Below are 26,069 nucleotides of genomic sequence, written 5' to 3'. Positions count from 1 at the left end.
ATTTTACCAACAACAGGCCATTTTTTCTACCTGATATCCCCTATTGTTGTCGTTTTCTACCGCATTCGAGAGAAATCGACAACCCTATCTTAGGTTTCCTTTTCCGATTCCGGCCATAACCGCGGCCTCCGATCCATGTCCAAAAAGGGAATAAGTGATGCTGCTGTCTTTGAATCAATAGGCAGGATTGGGTTCATATCCATCCCTTGCTCAAAACAAAAAAACCGGGATCCCAAGATCCCGGTTCTCTTCGCAATCAAGCTTACAGCTTAACTACGTTTTCAGCCTGCGGTCCGCGGCTGCCTTCTACGACGTTGAACTCCACGCTTTGACCTTCGTCAAGCGTTTTGAAGCCTTCGCCCGTGATTGCGGAGAAGTGGACGAATACGTCGCCGCCACCTTCAACCTCGATAAAGCCGTAGCCTTTCTCGGCGTTGAACCATTTCACAGTTCCTCTTTGCATGTTGACACCTCCTGCCCTGGTTACCCTGGTGAAGATACGACATAAGCGAAGCGGGTTACGGCAGGCCTTTCGGTACGCTCAAGTAACTGTTCAGCTATGCGAATTCATCCGAGTAGATATTACGCCTATACTACCATAGGCAGAATTGTCACGCAACAAGTCTGTATCAATCCTTGCCCGAAACGGCCGAATTCTCCTCCAGCCGCCCCGTCTGTCCGTCCCAGAGCCAAGCCGGGCGGCTGCCCGCAACATGCGCGCCTCCGTACCAGTCGTCCCACTCCCCGCCTTCGCCGCGGTTGGCCGCGCCGTCCAGCACCCGTCGCCCGAATGCCGTCAATGCGAGCGTCCCCTCCCGGAATACCGCACGGTCAGACGGTGAATCACAGTCGCCGTCCATCCAGGCAAGCAGAGGCTCCGGCTGCTCCGCCAGCCCGTTCAGGATATGGCGGAATTGCAGATCGCCCATGCCGAGCAGCTGCATCTTCACGGTGAATATGCGGAACATCCCATCCGCCGCGAGATTTCCCTCCCTTGCCAGCTCCAGAATCGCGCGCTCTGCGCTGCCAAGCCCGTCCCGGGAGGAAGGGAAGCGCGCCAGATGGGCCCGGAACGCATCGTGGGCCAGCGGAAGAGCGGACGAATCGCCGTCCAGCAGCCGCTGCAGCCTCATCGGATCTGCGGACGCATACGCCTCCCATAAGCCGCTCCCAAGCTCAAGCTGCTCTTTCCCGATCGGCTGCCAAGTGCCGGACAATGCTCCCAGCTGCCTGCCCGAGAGCTGGCCGAGTCCGATGAAGGGCTCCACGCCCGGATACTCCCCGATGCAGAGCAGGCTGAGCCTGACCGATTCCGGCTTGCGCCGGGCAAGCTCATGCAGCAGATAGGCAAGCATGCTCTGGTCGTACAGATCATGCTCGAACCAGAGCACGACCTCGCCGAAGCGCTCCAGCTCTCCCAGCTTGGCTTCCTGAGCCTCGCAGGCAGACAGATATTCCTCACGCGGCACTCCCAGCGTCTGCTCCAGATAGTGCGCGCGAATCTCCCTGCCGTCCTTATCTGCGCCGTCTGCGAAGACAGGGCCGTGGTTGTACGCTTCCCGCCAAGCGACGATCTCGCCGCCGATGCCGGACTCCCGCAGCTTCTGCGCGGCGCAGTCTCCGTTCGTGATATGAAGCATGTCGTCTCCTCCTTCATATAGTTCCTTCAGCATGGCAGCGGCATCGGCTACCGGCATGGCGCGCCTGAGGGAACGGCGGGCATCGTGCAGCCTCTTCTTGAGCGTTGACGGAGACACGCCGAGGAAGGCCGACATCTCTCCGAGCGAATACCCTCGCCAGTAATACAGCTCGGCGGCAGTCCGCTGCTTCGCGGGGAGAGAGGCCAGCGATTGACGGAGCTCCTCTGCCTCCAGGCGCCTCTCCACCTGTTCTTCCAGCGACTCCCCGAACGCCGCCAGGAAGCCGTCGTCATAAGGGGCCGAGGGCAGCTTGCGGCGCCGGGTCATCCGGTAGCACTGACGCTCCACGATCCGCCGGAACCAGCCGGGAAACGCCCCTGGGTCCTGGAGAGAATGCCTGTGCAGGTACGCCTGCGTGAAAGCCTCCTGCACGGCGTCCTCGGCGTCGCCGGAGTCCATCAGCTTCTCCCTCGCGATGGCCATCGCCATCGGCGTGAACTTCCGGACAAGCGGCTCAAAATCCGATTGTTCCAAGATTGCCGTTCCCCCTTCGTCTCCATGCTCTCCTTAAGTGCCATCGAAGCGGCCGAAGGTTACCCGGAGGCAAAAAAAGAACACCTCTCCGTCTCCATCACAGGAAAATCCGGTAAGGCGCCTCTGCCGATGCTAAATATAAAGGGTCTCGGGGGCATGCAACGAGCTTACGTCCACGCCCAGAAAAATCCGTCCCGGTCCCAGGCGACTCTGCCCCGGTGCAGCTTGCGGAAGGCCTTCTTCACTTCCTTCTCCAGCGAAGCATGACCCTGCTCGTTGGTGAACACATACTGCTCCCCGAACTGCTCGCGCACATGGGCAACAGCTTCTTCCTGGCGAAGCATGCCGCGATTCTCGATCTCCCCGACCATCCACTTCGCAATCTGCTGCTCTACCTGCGTATCCTTCACTTCCTGTGAATGCTGCAACTGCTGTGCCGCATCCGTTTGCTGCGTCTCCCTGTTTCCCTTCGTTTCTTGCGTCTCTATCCTTTCCTCTGTCTCGATCGTTCCCTGCTCGTCCTGCTTGCCTTGCTGCTCCATCGTTTCCGCACCGCCTTCAGCCTGATTCTGTTGCCATCAGTATAGCATGTTCGGCTTCCGCCGCCGAATCCGGCAGGAGCTCGCGGTCCAGAAAAGGATACTCATATAGGGGCCCTTCAAAAATTTTATCGAGTCCGGGATGAAGGAGGAAATCATGCGGGGCTACCAGCGCTGGCGGCTTTTCGAACAGACCGAATCCGCTCCGTTCCAACGCCTCGGCCACGAACTGCGAGCAGAAGTAACGGTCGCGGGGCTCGATCCGAATATTCAAGGCGATTCCAAGCAGTCCGATCAGGTTGTATTTGCATCGCTCTCCGGCCCTTCCAAAGCCTTCAAGCACCGTGCCTGCATGCTTGTACTGCTCCTCGCTCAGACGAAGCAGCACGCATCTTGTATCGGGGTGTCGGCGGAATATGCCGCCATATATATCCTCTTCCACAAATCCGGCAGCGAGGGGGTTCGACAGGCTCTTGCGTCCAAAGCTGTACGCCCGATGCAGATCCAGATCAAGCGCCAGCGACGCGTGATTGTAAGGCGCTCCGGTAAAGCTTTTGATCAGCTTCGTAAACAGAGTGCCCGTGTCCGTAAGCAGAATGTACACATTTCTCGGCTTTCGCTCTTCTTGGCCGCCCATCCGTCCGCCCCCCTCGCTTTTTTGTTGGCTGAGCCTCAGGATAGCATGGCTGCGACCGGAGCATAAGCGTCTGGAGGTTGAGGATGCTCTGGACCTTAGGCGGGCATGTTCAGCCGCCGAAGTCCGGCTTATATAGGAGGAGAGGCTCTGCAAAGGGGCTTTGGCGCCCTTCGATATGCCGGCCTGGCCGGACCGAAACCTGAAACCCCCCGCCTGCTTGATCGGTACTATAGACATACCGCAACGAAAGGTGGACGCTTATGATCAAAAAACATCTGCTGCCCCTGCTCCTCGTTCCCGCCCTTTTCCTGCAGGGCTGCTCCTTTCTCGGGGGCGTCAGCGACTCCTTGAGCTACACGAACGAAACCGTCGCCTATATCAACGAAGCCGCCGACTTCTCGCAGCAGCTGCCCGAGATGACGCAGCAAGCCCTGTCCGATCCCGCCGCCCTGGACCGGCTCACGGCGGAGCTGCAAGCCATGCAGGCGGAAATCACCGCCTTCAAGGATCTCCAGGCGCCCGAATTCGCCTCGGAAATCGACCAGCAGCTGACCGCTTACAGCGATACGCTGAACACACAGATCAGCGGCCTGCTGAAGCAGGCGGAGGCGGGCGCCGTCAGCCTGCAGGCTCTGGAGCAGTCGCAGATCATGCAGACGGCATCGCAGATCACGGAGATTCTTGATCAGGTCAAGCAGTTGGGGTCGTAAGGCTCCATCTGCTTGGCCAGGGCCCGATTTTGCAACCCGGAAAGCAAGAGACCGTCCCGAAGCCAATGGCTGGCTCTGAGACGGTCTCTTTTCCTTGCTCCGGCAAGCCGGCTTCAGCTCAATAATAAGGAGCCATGAACAGATACACGATGACGCCCGTGAAGCTTACATACAGCCAAATCGGCATCGCCCAGCGGACGATCTTCTTATGCTTGGCCACCTGCATCGTCCATCCCCATACGAGCGCGAACAGCGCGAGGGGAACGATGACGGCCGCCAGGAAGCTGTGGCTGATCAGGATCGTGAAGTAGATCGGGCGCAGAATGCCTTCGCCGCCGTACTTCGCCGTCTCGGGAGAGACGTAATGGAAAGTCAGGTACGTGACAAGGAACAGCAGCGTCGAGGTGAATGCGGCGAGAATGAAGCCCTTGTGAAGCCGGATATTTTTCCGGATGATCGCGATAAGCGCGGCCACGAGGAAGATGAACGTGAAGCTGTTCAGAATCGCGTTGATCCGCGGCAGGATCGTGACGTCGAAGCTGACCTCGCCGCCGTATCCGATCGGACCGAAGAACAGCAGCAGGATAATCGCGTTGGCCGCGATGGATATGCCGATGATCCACGCCGTGAAGTTGCGGGTCGTGGACGGCTTGTACGAATCGGGGGATTGGCTGCTCAAAAGGAAACCCTCCTTGGGATGCCGCCGAACCGGCTGCGGCCGGATGCGGACTTGTCTTGTCTTCATTATAGGCCAAGACGAACAGCCGCTCCGCCGGCTTCTGTGACAACAACTTGAATCTTGCCTCTGTCAGGGCGGGCTGAGAGGCTCCCGATTGCCGGTGCGCTCGGCTGCTTCAAGCCGTATCCCAGCCAGGCCTGATCCGCGATGCCGGATGCACCGCCATCGGCGGAATCAGATCTTGTCCGCGACGAACGCATGCACGGCCATCGGCCTCATGGGCCGGCCCGATTCGGCATAAGCCCTCAGCAGCTTCAGCTGGGAGCGGACCAGCTGCTTGGCCTTGTCCGGCATCGGAAGCGGCGAATCGAGCTCCGCCGGGGCTTCCGCGAGAGTCAGCTCCGTCTCCCACCTCGCGTCGTGCATTTCCGGCGAGTGGACGGCCGTCTGGCGGGAGACGGTCCACCCGGCTTCGGACGCCAGCTCGCGTATATCCTCGGGCGTGAACAAGGTCCGGACGTTGGAGAAGCTGTTCATTTTGTAGCATTCCACCTGCGATTGGATAAGCACGGCCATATAATGCGCCAGCTGTTCCGGTTCGTCGACTCCCATATCCCACTCGGCGAAGCAGAGCTTGCGCGCCCAGCGCCGCACCTTCGTCAGGATAGCGGCCAGCTCCTCGAACGACTTCAGATACCAGGAGCAGTGGGAGAGTACGACGAAATCGAACTCGTTGTCCTCAAAGCCGACTTCATCCGACAAGACGTCGATGCCATAATCCATCCGGATTCGGCTTCCCAGCGGGGACGCCTTCAGCTTCGCGGCCGCCTCTCCAACCGTCATCGGCGACCCGTAATCCGGCGGCGCGATGTCGACTCCGTGCACGAATCCCCGCTCGCCGGCAAAGTGCGCCAGCACGGCCGTCGTGTCTCCTTGGCCGCAGCCGATTTCCAGAACTCGGCTTCCTTCTTTTATTTCCCAAAAACGAGCCAGCTTAATACGATGCTCGGTCTGAATCTGCTGGACGTCGGACAAATGGCCTTCCAGGCCCATTCCCTCCACGATCGCTTCGATAATGTCCTTATTCATAAGCAGCCTCTCCTTCCGCGAATCGTTTCTCGCTCTGCTCCCACTTTAATCCTCGACAGCCTTCAACACAATCCCTGAAAGGGCGGCCAACTATCAAGAAGAGGCGATCCACGCCAGTTATCGCGAGATTAGACGCATGGGCTTATGCAGTCAGAGGGACAGTTGTCGCGAGTTCAGACGCAGGCTAGAAGGACTTAGGGTCCGTTCGTCGAACAAATGCTAACCAGAACATGGCATAAAGGGAGTGTATCTCTAGATGGACAAAACGAACAAGGAAAGTTGGATAGAAGCAGACATCGTTTCGCTGCAGGCAGCCATGAAATCAGGCGCGCTGTCGGCGGCGGCTTGCGTCCGCTGGTACCTGGAGCGGATCGAACGGCTCAACCCGAAGCTGAAAGCCGTGCTGGAAGTCAATCCGGACGCGATTGCGGTCGCGGAGGCGCTTGACGCGGAGCGGTTGGAGCGCGGATCCCGCGGACCGCTTCACGGCATCCCGATCCTGCTCAAGGATAATATCGATACGGGCGACCGCATGCACACAAGCGCCGGCTCGCTCGCTCTTGCGGAGCATTTCGCTGGGATGGATTCGGCCGTCGCCGAGCAGCTGAGGGCTGCCGGAGCTGTATTCCTGGGCAAGGCCAACATGACGGAGTGGGCGAATTTCATGTCGGGCACGATGCTGTCGGGGTATAGCTCGAGAGGCGGCCTGACGCTCAATCCTTACGGTCCCGGCGAGCTGTTCGTCGGCGGCTCAAGCTCCGGCTCCGGTGCGGCGGTTGCCGCAAATCTGTGCGCGGCCGCCATCGGCACCGAAACCTCGGGCTCGATCATCAGCCCATCGTCGCAGAACGGTATTGTCGGCCTCAAGCCGACGATCGGACTCGTCAGCCGCAGAGGCATCATCCCGATCGCGCACAGCCAGGATTCGGCCGGTCCGATGGCTCGTACGGTCCGGGACGCCGCAATTCTGCTCGGCGCCATGACGGCGGCGGATCCAGCCGATGCGGCCATGCAGGAGAAAGGGCGAAAAGCATATGCGGATTATACGCCTTTCCTGGACGCAAACGGTTTGCAAGGCGCGAGAATCGGCATTCCGCGGCATTATTACCAAGGACTCGATGACGCACGGGCGATGATCATCGAGCGGGCGATCGCCATGTGCAAGGATCGCGGGGCGATCATCGTCGACCCGGTCTCCATGCCTTGCGAGAGCGCGAAATGGGATTGGGACGTGATGAGGTTCGAATTCAAAAAAGGGCTGAACGATTATCTGGCCCAAGCAGGCCCCGGCGCTTCCGTCCGGACGCTGGATGAACTCATTGCCTTTAATGAACAGAATCGCGAAGTCGCCCTGAAATACGGGCAAGACACGCTGATCTGGTCGAACGAAACAAGCGGCACTTTGTCTGAACCGGTGTATGCCGAGAGCTTGCGCCTTAACCGCGAATTAGCCCGGAATCAAGGCATCGATCATGCGATTCGCGCTTACAGGCTCGACGCGCTGTTGTTCCTGGGCAACGAGGAAGGGCTCGATGTGTCCGCTCGCGCGGGATACCCCGTTATCACCGTGCCGGGCGGGTACGCGGAAACAGGCATCATCGCTGAAGACGGCTGTACGACCAAAGGGCCCCAGGGGATTACTTTTGTCGGAACCGCCTACAGCGAGCCCGTGCTTCTACGGCTGGCCTATGCCTACGAACAAGCGAGCCTGCACCGGCTCGCGCCGGCCGATCCGGACTGAAATCGAAGCCGGAATAGAAAGGCTGAAATCGTTCATGCAGACGTTCTCCAAACGGGAGCGGAATAAAACAGCGGCGGAAGACAGGGCTCGCGCCCGGCTTCCGCCGCCTTTGCTTGGTTCAGGAGAACATTTATGGCGCCGCTATTCCAGCGTCACGTCGTCGATAAACACCTTGCCGCCGCCCGACGCCTTGGCGATCTGCACGCCGACCGCCTGGATGAACGACTTGTCGATCTTGCCTCCATTGGCATCCTTCGTGCCGTTGAGGTCGAGAGTGATCCACTGGTATTCGTCCGTCAGCTGAACGGTTCCCGAGGATGCCCAGGCCCATCCGCTGCCATGCTTGATGAACAGCTGGGCCGAAGCGCTTCCGCCGGAGATGCGGGCCTTGACCTTGATCCTCGAAGCGTTCGTGAAGTCGAGCGCCCCGTAGCGGGTCAGCTCGCTCGTCGCTTCCCCGGAGACGCTCGCCGGAATGGCCGAGCTGAGAGCCTTGCCGGCGCCGTCGTCCTCCAGAGCCGGAGCGGACAGGTTCAAGCCGTTGCTGTCGACGCTCCAGCTCGATGCCGAGGATTCGAAGTCGTACAGAACTCCAAGCGGAAGGCCGCCATTTGCGCTGCCGTTCGGCACCGTGCCCGCATTGGGGTCGGTCAGCGCCTTGATATCGTCGAAGTACATCGAGCCGGTCAGCTGATTGCCGTTCGGCACGGCGTTGGTGTAGATGGAGAACGCCTGCACGTTGGCCAGCTTCAGCTTGGTCAGCGTGCCGGTCGCTCCGTTGGCCGGAGCGAATTCATTGAAAGGAGCGATAATGAGCTTCGCTTCCGTTCCGGTCGTGTCCGGGTAATACTCGTAGGTTTTGCCGTCCGCATTGATCTGCATGACGAGCTTCTGGCCCTTGCCGTCCGGCTGGTACCAGAACTGGAGCGCATTGAAGCCCGACCAGTCCACGCCGCCGAGCGACTTGGTGATGCCGGCATACCCGCTGCCGGCAAGCGTGTACGTGTATTTTAGGCCGTAGCTGCCGCTGCTTTTGTGCGCGCTGTCCAGCGCGGTACTCGTGGAATCGCCGCCGGCATGGACGAATTTGGAGCCGAGTGCTTCGTTGCTGCCGAGATAGCCCTCGAAGTCGTCGACCATGGCCGGATCAAGCACGGCATCTGCATATGTGCTGTACAGCTTGATATTGTCGATGTAGACCGGAATGGAGTTGTCCGCATTCAAGCCGCTGCCGACAATGGACAGGGCAATCGAGCCGGCCTGCTTCAGCTTATCCTCGTTGGGGAAATCAATGACTGGCGTATACCGGTAGTAGTCCACGCCGCCGATTGCGACGATCGGAAGATCGCTCAGGGATACTTGAGTCGTGCCCATTCCGTATTTGTCTTCCCAATCCGGGGGCAGCTGGCCGACAGCCTGAAGGCTGCCTTTCCCTTCGCTTTTCGCCCCTGCGGACACAGGCACATAAGCCTCGAATTGGATTCGCTTGACGCCGCCCAGGTCTGCCGATCCCGCGACTTCCTTGGCGTTCTTCAGCTCCAGCTTCATCTCCTGCCAAGTATCGCTGTAGACGAGGTCGCTAACCGTCAGCTTCAGCGCCGTGCTTCCGTTGAAGTCGGCGGCATCGATCGCATCGACGCTAGCTTGATAGCCGCCGTTGTTCTGAACGCCTTGAATGCCGGACTCGAAGTCGTACGTCCCGATCTCAATCTCCGGAACCTTCACGAACACCGTGTTCGTCTGTTCATGCAGCACGGAGCCATCCTCTCCGTATACTTTCACGGTCAGGGCTGCCGTCTTGCCGTTCAGGGAACCGGCCGGCGACCATACAGCCGTATAATAGCCGGTGGCGGCATCCAGGGTCAGAGGCATCTCCCGGTTCGAGCCTTCGACGAGGTACACCGCTTTGGACGGCGCCGCGTCCAGCACCCGCACCCGGATCACGGCCGTGTTGGAGCGGATCGTGCTCTGGTCGGTCGGAGAGGCCACATGGACGAACGGCTGCTCCTCGGACGTGTCGGCCTTGCGGTTATAGGCTCCCGTTACGCCGGCCGCGAACAGGGAGTACGGCTCGTTGTAGAACTGGATGAAGTCGGGCAGCATCTGGTTCTCCTGCCCATCCGGCAGCGGGTAGGGAACATAGGTGGAATCCGGCCCGAAGTTGGCCCATGTCAGCATGTAGGCCATTCTTTTCGCGTCGGGATCCGATTGCAGCGCCGCGGACAGCTTCGTGAAGAAGTCCGGCGTCGAGTTGCCGCTGGTCATCATCTTCTGGTAGCCGAATTCCGTCAGGGCGGCGACCTTGCCCCGTTCGTCCGCGATTCCGGAGACCGTCCTCGCTTCCGTCACGACGCCGTCGAACCAAGTCTGTCCTTCGCCGTTGTAATAGCTGTCGAAGCCGATGATATCCGCATAGTCGTCGCCCGGATAGGTTTCCATGTAGCGGCTCTCGTCCGTGCCGAAGCCCCCGCCCGGCGAGAAGCCGTACAGGAAGTTGCGGACTTCCTTCTTGTCCCGCAGGTACTCCACGGTATAGCGGTAGATTTCCTTGTACTCGTCCTTGGTCGTGAAGGCGGCGCCCCACCAGAACCAGCTGCCGTTCTGCTCGTGGAACGGACGGAAGATGACCGGAATCGGATTGCCGTCGTCATCCTTGAGATGATGGGCGAAGTCGGCGATGTTGTCGAGGAAGGCGTTGAACTCCGCATTCTTGTCCCCGCCGGGGAGAATATGGGAGACGACATTGCCTTTCACGTCATAGAAGCTGCCGCCCGTGACGAAGTTCGGCATATGCGAGCTGAGCGTCAGCACGCCTCCGTCGTCATAAGCCTTTTTCATGACGCCGACCAGGTTGTCCCGGCTTTGCTCGAAGTCGCCGGCTACGCCCGGCTTCTCCTTGCCTTCCAGGCTGAGCGTGTCCCAGCCGAAGAGCGCCGGATAGTCGCCTACGGCGTTTTTGGCGTCGGACTGCGTGCCGTCGCGATCCGTGATCGACAGCCCTTCCGTCGTTGCGTGCTGCTGGCCGAACAGGATGTTTTTGCCGCGCAGCTCGTTCAGGTACAGAAACAGCGAGCGCGTCTGGGCGCTTGCGTTGCGGTCAACGAGATTGACCGCCGGAGGCGCCGGCGTCACGGTTGGCGCCGGTGTCGGCGTAGGGGCAGTCGTCGGCGACGGAGCGGCCGTCGGTGCCGGTGTTGCCGTTGGCTCTGCCGTCGGCGACGGATTGACCGTCGGCGCTGCGGTAGGAGCCGCAGTCGGAGCCGGCGTGACGGAAGGAGGCGTTGACGGCGCCGGTGTCGCGGTCGGAAGCGGACTTCCGGACGGCTTCAGAGCCCCGTTCTCCACGTAGTAGACGCCCCTCTCGATTGCGCTTCCGTTCCAGGTCGCTCCGGAGACATTCACGGCCAAGCTTCCGATGGAGAAGCTGTCGCTCGCCGTGATGGAGGCTGCCGCGTTGATCTCCACGGAACCGACTTTTGTCCCTCCTTCAAGCTCGACCTTGGACGGGCTGCCCACGACCAGACGGCTGATCTCCGTTCCGCTTGCCCATACGCGGACTTGTCCGTCCGGACGGTTGACGAGCACCTCGTTCAGCCTGGAATCGCGGATATGGACGGAGTTCGGGCCTCCGCCAGCTATAAAGGTTTTGCCTGCGGCCTTGACGCCGTCCAGCGTCGCGTCGCCGCTGCCGATGCCTGGCGTCAAATACAAATTGCCGCTAATGGACAGTCCCTTCAGGACGACGCCGTCATGATTGACCAGCGCATTGCCCGCCACCTTGCCTTCAGTGGATGTGCCTGCTTGCGCGTAGTACCCGGCAACGAGCTTGTTCAGCAGCGTGACCGCCTCGGCTCGGGTCATGTCGCCGGACGGACGGAATGAACCGTCCGGGTACCCGCTCACTATTCCTGCCAGCGCCTGGACCGCTTTTCGGGCGTAACCGCTGATTTGAGCGGAGTCGATGAACGTCAAGCTTTCGGAAGCGCTGTCATTTGCCTCCAGCTGAAAAACCCGGGAAAGCATTGCTGCGGCGTCCTGGCGGGAGATGGCGGCCAGCGGGAGCGCTTTGTTCCCGTCGCTGCCCTCATAATAGCCGGCGCTTCTGGCCGAGGAGAGCGCGGCCTGGTACCAGGCGCCTTCCTTGACGTCGCTGAAGGGCTGGCCGGATGAGCCAGAGAAGCCGAACACCTTGTTGATCAAGGTCGCGAATTCCGCCCTCGTAATGCTTCCATCCGGCTTGAAGGTGCCGTCCGGATATCCGGCTGCGACGCCGTTCGCCATCCATTGGGAGATCGCCTCGCGAGCCCAGTGTCCTTGCGTATCTGTCGCGCCTTGGCCGGCTGTCTGCCCTGCCGGTGCTGCGGCCGCTGCCGCCGACAGGACGGGCGCTGTCGCCAAAGCAGCTGTAAGGAGCGCAGCGAGCATTTTGGGAGTCCTCTTCATCTATATCCTCCTCGACTGGATGGAATTGAAACCGCCGCTGAAGCCTGCTTCGATATGTAAGCGGTTTATTTTTCCATTATATAAGTCCATGGCTAGCGAAAAACATGCTCCCGGTTATGATTAATAGCTCTCAGTTGTCTTTCTTTGTTAGGCCTCGTTAGCTGGCTCCGTTGCAGCGCCCAAGCATATAAGCAACAAAAAAAAGAGTCCGGATCCGGACTCTCTTGTTGCCTGAACGGGGCGGCAATGCCCGATCCGCGCCTGCAGCGCTTGGAAACGAGGCGATGCCCCGGCACTCCCGCGGCTATGGGCGCATAGGCTAAAAAGCATATTCAAGGATGGGGGAATGACCATGCACTGGCTCAGCATCATCGGCATCGGGATTGCCGCCAATCTCGACAATCTCGGCATCGGGATTGCTTTTGGCGCGAAGAGAACGCTGATTCCATTCCGATCCAACCTTCTGATCGCGCTCCTCTCCATGGCCGCGACATGCGCCGCTATGCTTGGCGGCCATTTCCTCGCCGACTTTCTCGATCCCGATGACGCCAACAGCATCGGCGGCGCGCTCATATCCGTCATGGGAATGCTGGCGCTCCTATCCGGCTTGAGAGAAGCAAGGAGAACTGGCCGGGCGGCTTCTCCAAGCGGAGGAACCCTCCTCCAAAACCCTCTGCAGGCCGACCGCGACGGCAATCAGATTCTGTCCTGGAGCGAATGCTGGGCTCTGGGGCTGGCCTTGTCGCTCAACTGCATCGCCAGCGGCATCGGAGCCGGAGCCACCGGACTGTCCGCAACGGGCGTGACGCTCTCGATCGGAATCTTCTCGCTGATCACGGTCGGAATCGGGGCCGGAATCGGCGTCCGCTTGGCCCGAACATGGCTGGGCCGCTACTCCAACGCGATCGGAGGCCTTCTGCTCGCGGCCATCGGACTCTACGAAATCTTCATCTGACCGGCTACCAGCGGATCTCCTTGAGCGCCGCCGCATACAGCCGCTTCCGTTCCTCCGCAAGCTCCCAGCCGTCTATCTCTTCCAGAATCCGCTGGCGGTTCGTATATCCTTTGGCCAGCCCGTTGAGACGGGCTGCCAGCGTGGAAGCCTCCCATTCCTTGCGGGACGGGAACAAGAAGTCGAGCTTGCTCACCGCATCGGGAAACCTTTTGAGGGCATGCTTCTGATGCCGCTCCTCCGCCACCCAGAATTCCGCCGCCTCGGCAATCTCCGTATCCGGGACGGGCTTTCCTTCGAGCGCCAGGCCGCTCAGCTTCTCCCGGATCGCCTCCAGCTGCTCCCGGCCGCTCCAAAAGACGATGGACTGGTACTGCCTGTCCTTGTATCCGTTGATATTGGCCGGATTATGGCTGCTCCAGAACAAATCGAGCAGCTCGCGATAGGAGATGACCGACGGATCGTATTCAAGCTGCACCGTCTCCGAATGGTCGCCCATGCGCCTGTAATCCGGGTCCGGCGACGTCCCTCCGGCATAACCGGTCACCGTACGCAGCACCCCGGGCAGCGAGCCGAACAGCGCCTCCGGCCCCCAGAAGCAGCCCATGGCGAAGGCGGCCGTTCCGCTCAGCCCCGCGTTTTGGCGGCTGCCTTGCTCCTGCATGTCTTTCCCCCCTCAAAAAGCTGTTTTTTCAATCTTAGTAGGTATACCCATTGCCGCTCCGGATTAAAAAAAGGCTAGCCCCCAAGTCATGAAATGACCGGGGACAGCCCTTGACTTGTTCCGGCGCATCCAAGCCTCAGGAGAGGAGGGATGCTTCTACCGGGTTTTCCGCCTGCTCAATGAGCCGCATGAGCGGACTGGCCGTCCTTGGCTTTCTCCGAATCCCGCTGGATCCGCTTGCCTCCGACCAGCAGCGCAACGAGGATGCCGAGCGCAACGAACACGAGCCCGGTCAGAGCGACCGTTTCGAAGGAATCGACCCAGGCCTGCTGGATGAACAGCACGACCTTGTCCTTGAGCTCCGCCGGAAGCGGGAACTTGTCGGGATACACGATGACGCTGAACAGGTCCACGCCGCTCTTCTCGATGCCCTCGACCGTCTGGACGACAGCTTCTCCGCCGCCGGCCTTCGCCTCTGCGGACATCGTCTCGACATTGGAGCGGAAGGTGTTGTTCATGACGACATTGAGCACCGTGACGCCGATCGTACCGCCGATGGAGCGGAAGAAGGTCGAAGCGGACGTGACCGTGCCGAGCCGGCTTTTCGGGAATTCGTTCTGCACGGCGATCATCAGCGTCGGCATCACGAGACCCATGCCGAAGCCGAGAGCGATCATGTACAGATAAGCGGTCCATTGGGCCGTGTCCAGCCCCATCGTGCTGACCAGATAGAAGCCGAGCGTCGTAATGATCATGCCCGCTGCCAATACGGTACGGTACTTGATGCGGAGCAGAAGCTGCCCGCCGACGACGCTTGCGACGATCAGAGCGATCATCAGCGGTGTCATCGTGGAGCCGGCTTTGGTCGGGGATACCCCCAGAATGCCTTGCATGTACAGCGGCACGAACATGATGGCGCCGAACATGCCCAGGCCCAGCAGGAAGCCGAGGCCGTTCGTCACGGAGAAGACGCGGTTGCGGAACAGCGAGAGATCGAGCACGGGCTCGGCCGCGAACTTCTCTGCCAGAAGAAATAGAATCGTAAAGAGCAGGGCGCCTCCGAAAATCAGGTAGCTTGTGCTCGATGCCCATGCGAACTTGTCGCCGCCGAAGGTCAGCCCGTACAGGAACAGGATCAGCGCCGGAACGAGCGTGATGATGCCCAGGTAGTCGATGTTGGCCTTGCCCTCCAGGCGGACCGTCTCCCGCTTCAGGCCGATGTAGATCAGAAGCGCGGAGATGATGCCGAAGGGCACGTTCATCAGGAAGATCCAGTGCCAGCTGACGTTGTCGACGATGACGCCGCCGATGAAGGGACCGATGACCGAGCTGAGGCCGAAGATCGCACCGAATACGCCCTGCCATTTGGCCCGCTGCTCCGCAGTGAAAATATCGCCGATGATCGTCTGGGACAGCGGCATCAGCATGCCTCCCCCGATGCCCTGGAGGCCGCGGTACAGCACCAGCTGCTCCATGGAGGCAGCTGTGGCGCACATCGCGGAGCCCGCTGCGAAAATAATGGCGCCGATCAAATACAGCAGCCTGCGGCCGTACATATCCGACAGCTTGCCGACGATCGGAACGACGACGGTCGAAGCGATCATGTAAGCGGTCGTCACCCAGGCGAAAATCTCGAAGCCTTGAAGCTCGGTAATGATGGTCGGCATCGCCGTCCCCACGATCGTCTGCTCAAGGGCGCTGAAAAACATTCCCATGATGAGGCCGGTAAGCACCCATTTCCGGTTGATGCCGGTTGATTGCATGTTGGTTCCTCCACTTTTTGACCGATCGGTCATGTGCTATAATGTTGGTAGAAAAGGATAGAAAATCTTGCTGATGACTGTCTTTACATTCACCCTTCCAGTCCTATCCATTCAAAACATAAAGCTTATTATAGTTCCGTTTGACCCGTCGGTCAACTGCTTTGGGGGCGAATTATTCATGGATAAAAGAGACCTGATCCTGCATTGCGCCATGGAGCAGTTCATGCAAAAAGGCTATCATCAGACGACCATGCAGGATATCGCGGACGCGGCCGGCATCGCCAAGGGCGGAATCTACTTCTACTTCAAATCCAAGGAAGAACTGATTCAATCCGTATTCGAATCCTATCTCGAACGGATGTCGGGCATATTGGCGGAAACGGCTTCCCGTTACGAGCCGGGCTCCAGGGAGAGCCTCTTCCAGCAGATCAAAACCCAACTGGACGAGCTGACCTCGCACAGCAAAATGCTGCTCCTGCTCTCCAGCGGCCAAATCAGCCTGAGCGAGCAGATGAGAGAGCTTTCCATGAACGCGCGGCTCCGCTCGTTCGTCTGGTTCCGCAACCAGCTGGTCGGCATCTACGGCGCGAGAATCGAGCCTCATGCCTTCGACCTGACCGTGCTCGTGACGGGATTGGTCCGCGAGTATATCGGATTCATCCTGTTGAATGGCGCGAAGCTGAGCTCGGCGAAGCTCGCCAGGATGATTGTCCGGCGGCTGGAAGACTCCGTTCGCGGGCTCGAGAATTCCGGGGACGAGCCTGTGCTGACTTCGGAGGCATTCCGCACCTTCTACCCCGAGGGGGACATCGGGGACGGGGCGGAACGGCGCCGCCTCGTCGAGGCGGCAGCAGCTCTGCTCAAGCGGCTGGAGCCGGAGCTCGAGAGCGATGCCGGCCGGCTCCATCGGCCTGCGGCCGGCATGCTCCAAGAGGAGACGGCTTCACCTGCTCCAAGGCCGGTCGTGATCGAGGGCATGCTGGCGCTGCTTCAGGCCGTGGACGGCTTGAGCGGATGGCCGGAGACGGCGGCGGTCCGGGCGGCGCTGGCCGCTTGGAAGGCTGTGCCTCAACACGAGCCGGATCCTATGGCGGCGCAGAAAACGTGAATGAATCGGAAAGCCCCAGCCCCTTTAGGCTGCGCTGCATGAATGGCCATGCGAAATGAAAAGGCCGCCAGCCGGATTACCGGCTGGCGGCCTTTCTTTTTGTTCACACCCATTTGCTCTGAAAATCCGCGATGCTCTTGTACTCGTCCTGCAGCAGCCGCGACACGCGGATATAGATCCGGGTAAGCTCTTGATAGATTTCCGTATGCCTTGGAATCGGCTCATGCCGGTAAGTGCCGCCGACCATCTCCGACACGACGCCGAGAGAATCGGCTTCCCCGATCGCGTACAAGCCGAGAATCGCCGCTCCGAGGCAGGAGCTCTCGACGCTCTCCGGCACATGCACCTCCTGGTTGAAGATGTCGGCCATCATCTGCCGCCACAGCTCCGAGCGGGCGAAGCCGCCGGTGGCATGGATTTTGCCCGGCTCTCCGATCAGCTCCTGCAGAGCCAGGAAGACGGTGTACAGATTGAGGATGACGCCCTCCATCGCGGCACGGATCAGATGCTCCTTCTTATGGTGAAGCCCCAATCCGAAGTAGGAGCCGCGGGCATTGGAATCCCAGAGCGGAGCCCGCTCGCCGGACAGGAACGGATGGAAGATCAGGCCGTCGGAGCCCGGCTTGACGCGCGCGGCGATATCCGAGAGCAGATCGTACGGATCGCGGCCGATGCGCTGCGCCGTCTCCTTCTCGGATGCCCCGAGCTGGTCGCGGATCCAGCGGAAAATCATGCCGCCGTTGTTGACCGGTCCCCCGATGACATACATGTCTTCCGTAAGCACGTAGCAGAAGATCCGTCCCTTGGGATCGACGCGCGGCTTGTCGGTCACGGTGCGGATCGCCCCGCTCGTGCCGATCGTCACGGCGACGACGCCGGGTTCGATCGCATTGACGCCGAGGTTCGAGAGGACGCCGTCGTTGGCTCCGACGACGAACGGAATCGCGGCAGGCAGGCCCATATGCTCCGCCCACGTCTCGTCCAATCCCGTCATGATATGGCGGGTCGGGACCAGACGGGACAGCTTGGACGGGTCGATGCCCGCCACCTTCAGGGCGCCGGCGTCCCAGTCCAGCTCATGGATGTTGAACAGTCCCGTCGCCGAGGCGATGGAATGGTCCACGACGTACTCCCCGAACAGCTTGTGGAACACGAACTCCTTGATCGAGATGAACTTGTCGGCCTTGCCGAACAGCCCGCTCTCCTCATTCCTCAGCCATAGCAGCTTCGCCAGCGGCGACATCGGATGGATCGGCGTGCCGGTGCGCAGATAAATCTCGTGCCCGTCATGCTCGCTCTTGATGATGTCCGCCCAGCGGGCGCTGCGGTTGTCCGCCCAGGTGATGCAGCGGGTGAGCGGCTTTCCCGTCCCGTCGACGGCGATCAGGCTGTGCATGGCGGAGCTGAACGACACGCATTTCACCTGTGCCGGGTCCACCCCGCTCTCCAGCATGACCTGCTTGATCGAGCCGACGACGGCGGCGAAAATCTCCTCCGGGTCCTGCTCCGCGGTCGCCGGCGTCGGCGAATAAAGCGGATACTCGATATGATTCACAGCCTTAAGCTTGCCGTCTGTCGTGAACAGGACGGACTTGGTGCTCGTCGTGCCGATGTCGGTGCCGATCATATAGGCTTGGCCCACTTTTCAACCTCCTCCGATGGATGACCGTCATGAACGCGGAAATGGATTTCTCCTTACGGCCGCTGAAGACGGATTGCTGCCCCTCGGCGAAGGCAAAGCTCGTCTTCAATGGCAAGCAGCTGCCGCTTACGGAGAAAAACGCTTCGTACGCATGCGACTGTTTCTCCTGAGCATCCATGTTCAGCGTTTTCCGGTCACCCTGCAAAGGGAAAAGCGAACGCTGGCGTCCGCCTCTCCCCGTTACTTCTTAAATAAACAGATCCAGCACAAGAATGAACCCGAGCGCCGCCACCGAAATGATCGTCTCCAGCGCCGTCCATGTCTGCAGCGTCTCCTTCACGGTCATGCCGAAGTATTCCTTGATCAGCCAGAAGCCGGAGTCGTTGACATGGGACAGGATCAGCGATCCCGCTCCCGTCGCCAGCACGAGCAGCTCGGGGCTGACGCCCGGCATGGCGACGGCGATCGGAGCCACGATGCCGGCCGCCGTCATCATCGACACGGTAGCAGAGCCCGTCGCGACGCGGATCAATGCCGCGATGCCCCAGCCGAGGAGAATCGGGGACAGATGGGACGAGGTCGCCAGCTCCGCGATGTAATCGCCGATGCCGGAATCCAGCAGCACGCGGTTGAACGCGCCGCCCGCTCCGATGACGAGCAGGATCGTCGCTGTCGGCGCCAGGCAGTCGTTGGAGAACTTCAGCACCTTCTCGCGGCTCATGCCGCGGAAGAAACCGAGGCTGAAGAACGAATAGACGGTGGCGATGAGCAGGGCGACTACGGGGTCGCCGACGAACTTGAAGAAATCGTACAGGCCGGCATAATCCGCCTTGTCCTTGAGGGATACGTCTGCGATCGATGCCGCCAGCATCAGGATAACCGGAACGAGAATGGTGAATACGGTGTTGAAGAAGCCGGGAAGCTCCTTGTTGTCCACGTTCTCCGTCAGCTGGTCGCCGATCGCCTTCGGCACTTCCTTATGGATGCGCTTGCCGATCCAGTTGCCGTACAGCGGGCCCGCGATAATGGCGGTAGGCAGGCCGACAAGGAGCGAAAAAAGAATCGTTTTGCCGACATCGGCGTTGAAGATGCCTACGGCCGTCATGGCTGCCGGATGCGGCGGCACAAGGCCGTGCACGACGGACAGGCCGGCGACGAGAGGCACGCCGATCTTCACGAGCGACACGCCTGTCTGGCGGGCGATCGTGAACACGAGCGGGATGAGCAGGACGAAGCCGACCTGGAAGAAGACCGGAATACCGACGATGAAAGCGACGACCATCATCGCCCAGTGGACGTTGCGCTGGCCGAACAGCCGGATCAGCGTTGTGGCGATGCGCTCGGCGCCGCCGGATTCGGCCATCATTTTGCCCAGCATCGTGCCGAGCGCCAGAACGATCGCCAGCAGGCCGAGCGTGTTGCCCATGCCCGTCTTGATGGAATCGATGATGCCGACGGGGCCGTCCTTGACGGAGAGCAGCGGCATGCCCGCCGCCAGTCCGACGCCGATCGCCGTGACGATAAGCGCGACGAACGGATTGATTTTCGCGACCGTGATCAGCAGGAGCAGCACAACGATGGCGAGAAGAACGATTACTAACAGCATAATACAATCACCTCTTGATTGTCATTTGGTTGGGGTGCCGGGTTGAACGTCCGCATACAGGTCCCGGTATTCCTGCGGCGTCATGCCGAACTGCTTCTTGAACGCGAAATTGAAGGAATGCGGCCTCTGGTAGCCGAGGCTGGCCGCGATTTCATAGATTTTGGCGGAGCTGCCCTTCAGCAGCTCCTCGGCCTTGGCCATGCGGGCCGCCTGCATGTAATCGCTCAGGTTCTCCCCCGTCTCCAGCTTGTACAGCTTGGAGAGATACACCGGGTGGAGATGGACCCGGTCCGCCACCGCCTGCAGCGACAGGCTGCCGGTAATCTGCTCCTCGACATACCTCTGGATTGAGCGGATCAGATCCGCCCGCGAGTCCTTCGTTTCCTTCTGCATGTCCTCCCGGATGCGCCGCAGCGTGCGCAGCGACCATTCCTTCAGCTGGTTCACCGAGCGGAATGGAGGCGCCTCGGTCATCGCCGCGTAATCGCCGCCGAGCAGATCCGACAGCTGGCGGCCGTTCTTGTGGGCGATGTAGGCATAAGCACCGGCCAGCGTGAAATAAACCTCGAGCAGCAGCTCCTGCGAGCCGGCTCCATCGGATTCCAGCTCGGTGAATACCCGCTGCAGCTTGTTCTCCATCTCGCTCCATTTGCCCGCGTCGAACAAGCGAATCAGCGCAGGCGGCTCATAGAGGCTCTCCAGCGGCTTGATGCCGGCATCGAGCCCCGTATCCTCGAGCCTCATGAACAGCTCCCGCTCGTCGCCGATGCGTCCGCGGAAGGAATCGACGAGCCGGCCGTACAGGCCGGGAATCTCCTCCGGGAACCGTCCTTCCTTGCAGACCATGACGGAAATCTTCGCCTTCAGGTACGAGGAGACCGCCGTCTGCAGATCCGCAGCCGTACGCTCGAACCAGGCGGCATCATGGCCATGCGGCGAATCCCGGCGCGGAGCCATGGCGTACACATAATATCCGTAGGCATCCTTGGCCGGCCAGATGGCGTAGCGCGGGCCGAACAGCTCTCCGGCCATGTTGCCGATCGCGTATTCCTTCCACTCCGGATTTTGCGGCCCGTACTGGAGGAACAGCTCGTCGAGCCGCACGACCATGAGCGAGCAGCGGCTCCACTCTCCGCCCGAGAGCTCCAGCATCCCCATCTTCTCCCGCAGGGCGGCCTCTTCGGGAATCCGCCCCTGCAGCAGATCGAGCAGCAGGGAAGCCCGCATGAGCGGCAGATTTTCCTTCACCACGTAGCTCAGCCGCTGCTGGGAGATGACCTCCTCCCATTCCTCCTCGAGCTTGCCGATGGCCGAGCGGACGGCGGCGGTCAGCTCCTCCTCCTTCACCGGCTTGAGCAGATACGCCTCCGCCTGATGCCGGATCGCTTCCTTGGCATAGTTGAAGTCGGAGTAGCCCGACAGCAGGATGCACTTCGTCTTCGGCCAGCTGCCGCGGATCTCCGCGATCAGCTCCAGCCCCGACATGCCCGGCATCCGGATATCGGATACGACGATGTCGATGGAGAACTGCCGCAGCAGCTCCAGAGCCTCCACGCCGGAGTAAGCCTTGAATACCTGCTCGACTCCGGCGGCCTGCCAGTCGACGGTAGCCGCCAGCCGGTCGACCACATGAGCCTCGTCATCCACGATGAGCAGCTGCGCCATCTTCTCCGCCTCCTTCTTCCTCGGTCGGGCCGCCGCCGCAGCGCCATCTCAGCTCCGCGCGGAAGCCCCCGCCTTGCCCGGCCTCCAGCAGCAGCCCGGAACGGTCGCCGAACTGGTACCGCAGCCGCTGATGCACGTTCCAGGTGCCGCAGCCGATCTCGTCCGACATCGGCTCGCTGAGCTGCCTGCGCAGCCGGTCCAGCCCTGCCGCGTCCAAGCCGGCGCCGTTGTCCTTCACGGTCAGGCTGCACCAGCCGCCTTCCTGCCGGCCTTCGATGACGATGCAGCCGCCTTCGAGGCGCGGCTCGATGCCGTGCACGATGGAGTTCTCCACGAGCGGCTGCAGCAGCAGCCTCGGGATGAGAACGTCCTGCATCTCTTCCGGCACGTTGATCTCATATTGAAGCCGGTCCATTCTCAGGTTGTGGATCGTCAGGTAGCTGCGGACCAGCTCCAGCTCCTCCCGCACGGGAACGAGCTGGTTTTCCAGGCGGGTCGAGTAGCGGTAGTAGTCGGCGAGATTTTCCGCCATCGCAATGACCGCATCCCGGTCCTCCATCATCGCCGAGTTGGCGATGAAGAACAGCGAGTTGTACAGGAAATGCGGATTGATCTGCGACTGCAGCTGCTTGAGCGTCGCCTCGCGGGAGCGAAGCCGCTCCGTATACACATCCTCGACCAGCACCTGGATTTTGCCCGCCATTTCGTTGTAATGCCCGATCAAATCGTCGAACTCGCTCCCCGCCTTGTACTCGATCCTCGAGGAGAAGTCCCCGCTGCTCATCCGGCGCACGCCCCGAATCATCTTCTGCAGCGGAATCTGCACGTTGCGGTAGAGCAGCAGCGCCGAGACGAATCCGATCAGCACGAGCGCCGCGATCGAGCCGTAAAACCAGTTGCGGACGGATGTAATGGGACTGAGAATCCGCTGGACCGGGACGTAATCGGCCAAATACCAGCCGAGCTGAGCGGATTTCACATAGCTGACCAGATAGGACTGGCCGCCGACCTCGATCGTCTGCTGGCCTCTGGGCGCCTCCGTCCGGCTCAGCAATCCGTCCCGGATCGCCTCCGCCATGGCGCGGTCCGAGCTGCTGCCCAGAATAAGCTCCTGACCGGAACGGTACAGGAAGGGATCGCTGCGCTTGTCCTTGCGGTACAGATCCAGCAGATCCCGCAGCGCCTCCGCGGGGAAGCGCACCTGGAACACCGCGTCCGCCTCGCCTGCAAGTCCGGCGTCCGCAGGCTCGGCCGTCTCGCGGAGGAACGTTCCCGCCGGGTTGCCCCGCGACAGATCCTCCTCGTACGTCCATTCCTTGCGGATGGGCTTGTCCCAGCCCCAGGCGTCCGCTCCGTTGACGTAGATGTTCGAGCTCAGCACCGAGCTCTGCCCCGGCAGAGCGATCGACAGGTCGTTCGTCCAGCTGCCGGAAGCGCTTTGCAGGCTGAGCTTCTCCCGAATCCGCGATTGCGCATTCAGCGGGTTGATCTGCGCCTCCCCCTCGCCGGCGACATAGTCGCGGATATGGGGGTCGTAGCTGAGGATGACCGGAAACAGCGACAGGCTCTCCATGACGTTGTCCATCCGGTTCGCGAAGAAGCCGAGCTCGCTGAGGTTGGAGGAGCGCAGCTGCTCCTCCACGACCTTTTCCGCCTGACGGTTGGAATAGCTGTACAGCAGCAGGACCGGAATCAGCAGCAGCGCCAGCACGGCGACTACCTTGGTGAACAGGGACACCCGGCGCCGGCCGGCGCTGCGGTTATTTGCGATCCAGAATCGATTGAAGAACCGCATTCTGCTCATCCGCCTTCTCCTTGATGTCCGGGTAGCCCGTCATCACCCGCTGCACGATTTCCCCTACCGCCTCCCTCGCTTCGGCTACATGGACCGCCACCGGACGGTCATGGTCGATGCCGGTATCTCCGTAGCCGCGAATCACAGCCGCCAGCTCCGGCGGAAACGCCGCCGTGCCTTCCGGCAGGCTCCATACGGACTTCCGGGCGCCGGTATTGCCCAGCGCCTGAGCGGCCAGGACGTTCTCCTTGCTGGTCGCCCAGCGGATGAACGCCCACGCCGCGTCCTTGTCGGCGGTCCGGGGGTTCATCGCCATGCCCCACGAGGTGATGCTGTAGGTTCGGGAGCCTCCCGAGCCCGCGGGGAACGGCGCGAAGCCGACCTTGTCCGCTACCTTGGAGCGTCCGGGGTCCGTCACGCTGTGGTAGATGGATGTCGCATCCGTATAAAAGGCCGCTTTGCCTTCTGCGAAAAACGCGATCGCCTGCGGCCAGGACATATTGATGACATCCGGGGGGCCGTAATCCCGGAGCAGCCCTCCGTACAGCTTGAACGCCCGGATCGCCTCGGGCGAATTGATGGCGGCCTTGCCGCCTTCGGTGAAGTCTCCTCCTTCGGAATAAAGAAACGACGAAACCTGCGTCACGAGCGGCGAGCGCTGGCCCCGAGAGACGAAGCCATAGATGCCGCTTGCCGGATCATGGAGCTTCCGTGCCGCCTCGGCCAGCTCTTGAAGCGTCTTCGGCACCGGAATTCCGGCCTGCCGGAGCAGATCCTTGCGATAATAAAGCACGCCCTGCTCCGTAACGACCGGAATGCCCGCCAGACGACCGTCCACCGTAGCGGAGCGGACCGCCTGGGGCGAGAAATCGCTCCAGTCGTACGCGAAGTCCTGCTTCACATAGCCGTCCAGATGCTCCAGCCAGCCGTTGCGGTCGAACATCCGACCTTCCTGCAGCGGCCGGTACATGAACACATCCGGCGTGCCCGTGCCGCTCGTCAGCTGCAGGATAAGCTTCTGAGTAAGCTGATCTTCAAAGTAACTTTGGACGATGACGTTCATGCCCGTCTCCGCCTCGAATTCAGGCAGGAGCGGCTTGATCGCATCCGCCCAGGGATGATTTGCCGCCGCGAACACGAGGGTTTTGCCTTGAAACGGCTTATCCGGCCCCGCTCCGCCTTCTCCGCCGGACCCTGGTCCCGCGCAGCCGGCGAGCAGCGCCATTGCCGCCAGCAGGCCTGTCCGGGCCGCTTTTCGCCCGTATTTCATGCTGCTTCCCCCTTGCTGCCCTTCGGCATGCTTAACGATACCCCAGCGCGCAAGCCCGGGATATAACGAATACTAAATATCATAACCACCGCTCAAGCAATTGTTGCGGGAAAGGGAGATTCAGGAAAAAGAAAGACTCCTCTCAATAGCGAAGATGCATTTTCACCAGGACTTAGGTCGACGCTGCACCCTTCGCATCCTGTGCACATTGGTGTATAGTCCTTCCCATTGCGAGGCCGTTATCCGATTGTTTCATGGATATCGCATCTCTATGGGTGATTTTGGCTCGGGTGCGGCTGCTTTGGGGTTGGAGGGGGTTGCAGGGGTTGTAGAACTTTAATGGTTATGAAACCTTTGGGTTTGCCGGTTTGTCGGGGTTGGGGTTTGGGGTTTGGGGTTTGGGGAACTTTAATAGTTATTAAACCTTTGGATTTTGTGGGTTTGTGGGTCTTTAAGGCGTTGTAGCAGTAATATGAGGTATTCGGCATACAAGACACGCCAGAAAAAGGGGGACTAGATGCCTTGCTGCCAGTTATCGGACATACGATCCGCTATTTGCACGAATTTACCCATTCAAAAAAATTTAACGGACATAGGATTCCTTATTTGGATGATTACCCCCTGAAAACAGGCTTTTTACCTCAAATAACGGATCCTATGTCCGATAAGTGCTCGGATTGGCGATTTCGCCAAAAATAACGGATCGTATGTCCGATACGATTTCATGGCCGACTCGATCCTAGTCCGATACGATCTTATGACTGACACGAAACCTCGGTCAGTTTATGGAGCCTTCGTCCTTTTCGACTCCTCTGCGTGCAACTGCAGACCCCGTCCGTTCAAATCCTCCGTGTGCAACTGCGGACCCTGTCGGTTTCAACTCCTGCGTGCAACTGCGGACCCCGTCCGTTTCAAATCCTCTGCATGCAACTGCGGACCCTGTCGGTTTCAAATCCTTTATGTGCAACTGCGGAGCCTTCGTCCTTTCCCAATTCTATCTACCGGAACCATGACTCGCATTCATATCCGGAACCTCGGCATCGCCAATAACCTCAGTGTGCAGCGCCCTTCAAATTCAGCACGACAACGCCGGCGACGATGAGCGCGATGCCGATCGCGGTCGTCATGCTCGCCGTTTCCTTGAACACGATGATGCCGATGGCGGCCGTGATGACGGTCCCGACGCCGGACCAGATCGCGTATGCGATCCCGAGCGGAATATGCTGCAGAGCGAGCGACAAGCAGTAGAACGCGATGCCGAATCCGGCCACCGTGCCGAGGCTCGGCCACAGTCTGCTGAAGCCGCTGGATGCCTTGAGCATGGACGTCCCGAAGATTTCGCTGACGATGGCCGCAGCCAGAAACAAGTACCCCTTCATGCCGAACACCTTCCCCGAAAGGCCCAAGTGAACACGGGCCGAATGACCAATCCGTTCCAGTATATCATCCTCTCCCGAGCCTCGCCCCTCGACCTCGCGTCCTTTCTTCTCAAACCGCAGGGCCAATGTCCCCTCGAAAAAGGCGTGCTCAACTACAAAAACCCCAAAACCCCGCTCAACTACAAACGCCAAAACCCCGGCCTCCCGGGCCGG

The 26,069-nt window shown here is 60.4% G+C and carries 19 protein-coding genes; 4 read left to right on the top strand and 15 right to left on the bottom strand.

The window, feature by feature from the left end:
• Positions 1-262: 262 nt before the first annotated feature.
• The 4 genes from VE23_RS18460 to VE23_RS18445 form a co-directional block, all read right to left on the bottom strand.
• A complete protein-coding gene (locus VE23_RS18460) occupies positions 263-463 on the bottom strand; it encodes a cold-shock protein (RefSeq protein ID WP_048745005.1) in 201 nt (66 codons plus the stop codon).
• Positions 464-629: 166 nt separating this feature from the next.
• Positions 630-2,174, bottom strand: a complete 1,545-nt coding sequence (locus VE23_RS18455) for a sigma-70 family RNA polymerase sigma factor (protein ID WP_157053991.1) — start codon at positions 2,172-2,174, stop codon at positions 630-632.
• A 167-nt stretch (positions 2,175-2,341) separates the two neighbouring features.
• Positions 2,342-2,584 carry a DUF6953 family protein gene (locus VE23_RS18450; RefSeq protein WP_373864547.1) on the bottom strand — a complete coding sequence of 81 codons (243 nt, stop codon included), beginning with the start codon at positions 2,582-2,584 and terminating at the stop codon, positions 2,342-2,344.
• A 148-nt stretch (positions 2,585-2,732) separates the two neighbouring features.
• Positions 2,733-3,350, bottom strand: coding sequence for a hypothetical protein (locus VE23_RS18445; protein ID WP_069202494.1), 618 nt, complete (start codon positions 3,348-3,350; stop codon positions 2,733-2,735).
• A gap of 260 nt (positions 3,351-3,610) precedes the next feature.
• Here VE23_RS18445 and VE23_RS18440 point away from each other — a divergent pair, with 260 nt between their 5' ends.
• Positions 3,611-4,060, top strand: a complete 450-nt coding sequence (locus VE23_RS18440) for a DUF6376 family protein (protein WP_021878877.1) — start codon at positions 3,611-3,613, stop codon at positions 4,058-4,060.
• A 118-nt stretch (positions 4,061-4,178) separates the two neighbouring features.
• Here VE23_RS18440 and VE23_RS18435 read toward each other — a convergent pair whose 3' ends face one another.
• On the bottom strand, positions 4,179-4,739 hold the full coding sequence (locus tag VE23_RS18435; protein ID WP_049868752.1) for a DUF420 domain-containing protein: 561 nt from the start codon (positions 4,737-4,739) through the stop codon (positions 4,179-4,181).
• A 234-nt stretch (positions 4,740-4,973) separates the two neighbouring features.
• A complete protein-coding gene (locus VE23_RS18430; protein WP_049868751.1) occupies positions 4,974-5,828 on the bottom strand; it encodes a class I SAM-dependent methyltransferase in 855 nt (284 codons plus the stop codon).
• A gap of 256 nt (positions 5,829-6,084) precedes the next feature.
• Here VE23_RS18430 and VE23_RS18425 point away from each other — a divergent pair, with 256 nt between their 5' ends.
• The gene (locus VE23_RS18425) at positions 6,085-7,569 is read left to right on the top strand and encodes an amidase family protein (protein WP_049868750.1); all 1,485 of its coding nucleotides are present in this window, start codon (positions 6,085-6,087) and stop codon (positions 7,567-7,569) included.
• Between the two features lie 141 nt (positions 7,570-7,710).
• On the opposite strand, the gene VE23_RS26620 is transcribed toward VE23_RS18425, so the two are convergent.
• A complete protein-coding gene (locus tag VE23_RS26620) occupies positions 7,711-12,012 on the bottom strand; it encodes a glycosyl hydrolase (RefSeq protein ID WP_049868749.1) in 4,302 nt (1,433 codons plus the stop codon).
• 346 nt (positions 12,013-12,358) lie between these two features.
• On the opposite strand from VE23_RS26620, the gene VE23_RS18415 reads away from it, so the two are divergent.
• Positions 12,359-12,967: a manganese efflux pump gene (locus VE23_RS18415; protein WP_232316992.1), complete on the top strand. Its 609-nt coding sequence runs from the start codon at positions 12,359-12,361 to the stop codon at positions 12,965-12,967.
• A gap of 4 nt (positions 12,968-12,971) precedes the next feature.
• Here VE23_RS18415 and VE23_RS18410 read toward each other — a convergent pair whose 3' ends face one another.
• A complete protein-coding gene (locus tag VE23_RS18410) occupies positions 12,972-13,628 on the bottom strand; it encodes a peptide-methionine (S)-S-oxide reductase MsrA (RefSeq protein WP_049868747.1) in 657 nt (218 codons plus the stop codon).
• A gap of 176 nt (positions 13,629-13,804) precedes the next feature.
• Entirely contained in the window at positions 13,805-15,391 is a 1,587-nt protein-coding gene (locus tag VE23_RS18405) for an MDR family MFS transporter (RefSeq protein WP_048746354.1), read from the bottom strand.
• A 178-nt stretch (positions 15,392-15,569) separates the two neighbouring features.
• Between VE23_RS18405 and VE23_RS18400 the strand changes: the two genes are divergently transcribed.
• Positions 15,570-16,499 carry a TetR/AcrR family transcriptional regulator gene (locus tag VE23_RS18400; protein ID WP_049868746.1) on the top strand — a complete coding sequence of 310 codons (930 nt, stop codon included), beginning with the start codon at positions 15,570-15,572 and terminating at the stop codon, positions 16,497-16,499.
• A 103-nt stretch (positions 16,500-16,602) separates the two neighbouring features.
• Here the strand turns inward: VE23_RS18400 and gntK are convergent, their stop codons facing one another.
• The 6 genes from gntK to VE23_RS18370 form a co-directional block, all read right to left on the bottom strand.
• Entirely contained in the window at positions 16,603-18,126 is a 1,524-nt protein-coding gene (gntK, locus tag VE23_RS18395) for a gluconokinase (protein ID WP_049869795.1), read from the bottom strand.
• 262 nt (positions 18,127-18,388) lie between these two features.
• A complete protein-coding gene (locus tag VE23_RS18390) occupies positions 18,389-19,747 on the bottom strand; it encodes a GntP family permease (RefSeq protein WP_048746359.1) in 1,359 nt (452 codons plus the stop codon).
• A 21-nt stretch (positions 19,748-19,768) separates the two neighbouring features.
• Complete coding sequence (locus tag VE23_RS18385) at positions 19,769-21,412, bottom strand: response regulator transcription factor (protein ID WP_049868745.1); 1,644 nt, start codon at positions 21,410-21,412, stop codon at positions 19,769-19,771.
• Complete coding sequence (locus tag VE23_RS18380) at positions 21,387-23,216, bottom strand: sensor histidine kinase (RefSeq protein ID WP_232316991.1); 1,830 nt, start codon at positions 23,214-23,216, stop codon at positions 21,387-21,389. The genes VE23_RS18385 and VE23_RS18380 overlap by 26 nt, the downstream gene beginning before the upstream one ends.
• Complete coding sequence (locus VE23_RS18375; RefSeq protein WP_049868744.1) at positions 23,173-24,477, bottom strand: ABC transporter substrate-binding protein; 1,305 nt, start codon at positions 24,475-24,477, stop codon at positions 23,173-23,175. Before VE23_RS18375 ends, VE23_RS18380 begins: the two co-directional genes overlap by 44 nt.
• A gap of 1,052 nt (positions 24,478-25,529) precedes the next feature.
• Positions 25,530-25,856: a DMT family transporter gene (locus VE23_RS18370; protein ID WP_048744404.1), complete on the bottom strand. Its 327-nt coding sequence runs from the start codon at positions 25,854-25,856 to the stop codon at positions 25,530-25,532.
• Positions 25,857-26,069: the final 213 nt, after the last annotated feature.

Source organism: Paenibacillus sp. D9 (genome assembly GCF_001188365.1).
Classification (GTDB): Bacteria; Bacillota; Bacilli; order Paenibacillales; family Paenibacillaceae; genus Paenibacillus_O; species Paenibacillus_O humicus.
The sequence above is the reverse complement of the archived record's forward strand: the minus strand, read 5'-3'. Positions and strand labels throughout refer to the sequence as shown.

Coding starts and splice junctions, on each gene's coding strand:
- VE23_RS18460 (WP_048745005.1), bottom strand. CDS start 463: ATGCAAAGAGGAACTGTGAAATGGTTCAACGCCGAGAAAGGCTACGGC.
- VE23_RS18445 (WP_069202494.1), bottom strand. CDS start 3,350: ATGGGCGGCCAAGAAGAGCGAAAGCCGAGAAATGTGTACATTCTGCTT.
- VE23_RS18440 (WP_021878877.1), top strand. CDS start 3,611: ATGATCAAAAAACATCTGCTGCCCCTGCTCCTCGTTCCCGCCCTTTTC.
- VE23_RS18430 (WP_049868751.1), bottom strand. CDS start 5,828: ATGAATAAGGACATTATCGAAGCGATCGTGGAGGGAATGGGCCTGGAA.
- VE23_RS18425 (WP_049868750.1), top strand. CDS start 6,085: ATGGACAAAACGAACAAGGAAAGTTGGATAGAAGCAGACATCGTTTCG.
- VE23_RS26620 (WP_049868749.1), bottom strand. CDS start 12,012: ATGAAGAGGACTCCCAAAATGCTCGCTGCGCTCCTTACAGCTGCTTTG.
- VE23_RS18415 (WP_232316992.1), top strand. CDS start 12,359: ATGACCATGCACTGGCTCAGCATCATCGGCATCGGGATTGCCGCCAAT.
- VE23_RS18410 (WP_049868747.1), bottom strand. CDS start 13,628: ATGCAGGAGCAAGGCAGCCGCCAAAACGCGGGGCTGAGCGGAACGGCC.
- VE23_RS18405 (WP_048746354.1), bottom strand. CDS start 15,391: ATGCAATCAACCGGCATCAACCGGAAATGGGTGCTTACCGGCCTCATC.
- VE23_RS18400 (WP_049868746.1), top strand. CDS start 15,570: ATGGATAAAAGAGACCTGATCCTGCATTGCGCCATGGAGCAGTTCATG.
- gntK (WP_049869795.1), bottom strand. CDS start 18,126: ATGATCGGCACCGACATCGGCACGACGAGCACCAAGTCCGTCCTGTTC.
- VE23_RS18390 (WP_048746359.1), bottom strand. CDS start 19,747: ATGCTGTTAGTAATCGTTCTTCTCGCCATCGTTGTGCTGCTCCTGCTG.
- VE23_RS18385 (WP_049868745.1), bottom strand. CDS start 21,412: ATGGCGCAGCTGCTCATCGTGGATGACGAGGCTCATGTGGTCGACCGG.
- VE23_RS18380 (WP_232316991.1), bottom strand. CDS start 23,216: ATGAGCAGAATGCGGTTCTTCAATCGATTCTGGATCGCAAATAACCGC.
- VE23_RS18375 (WP_049868744.1), bottom strand. CDS start 24,477: ATGAAATACGGGCGAAAAGCGGCCCGGACAGGCCTGCTGGCGGCAATG.
- VE23_RS18370 (WP_048744404.1), bottom strand. CDS start 25,856: ATGAAGGGGTACTTGTTTCTGGCTGCGGCCATCGTCAGCGAAATCTTC.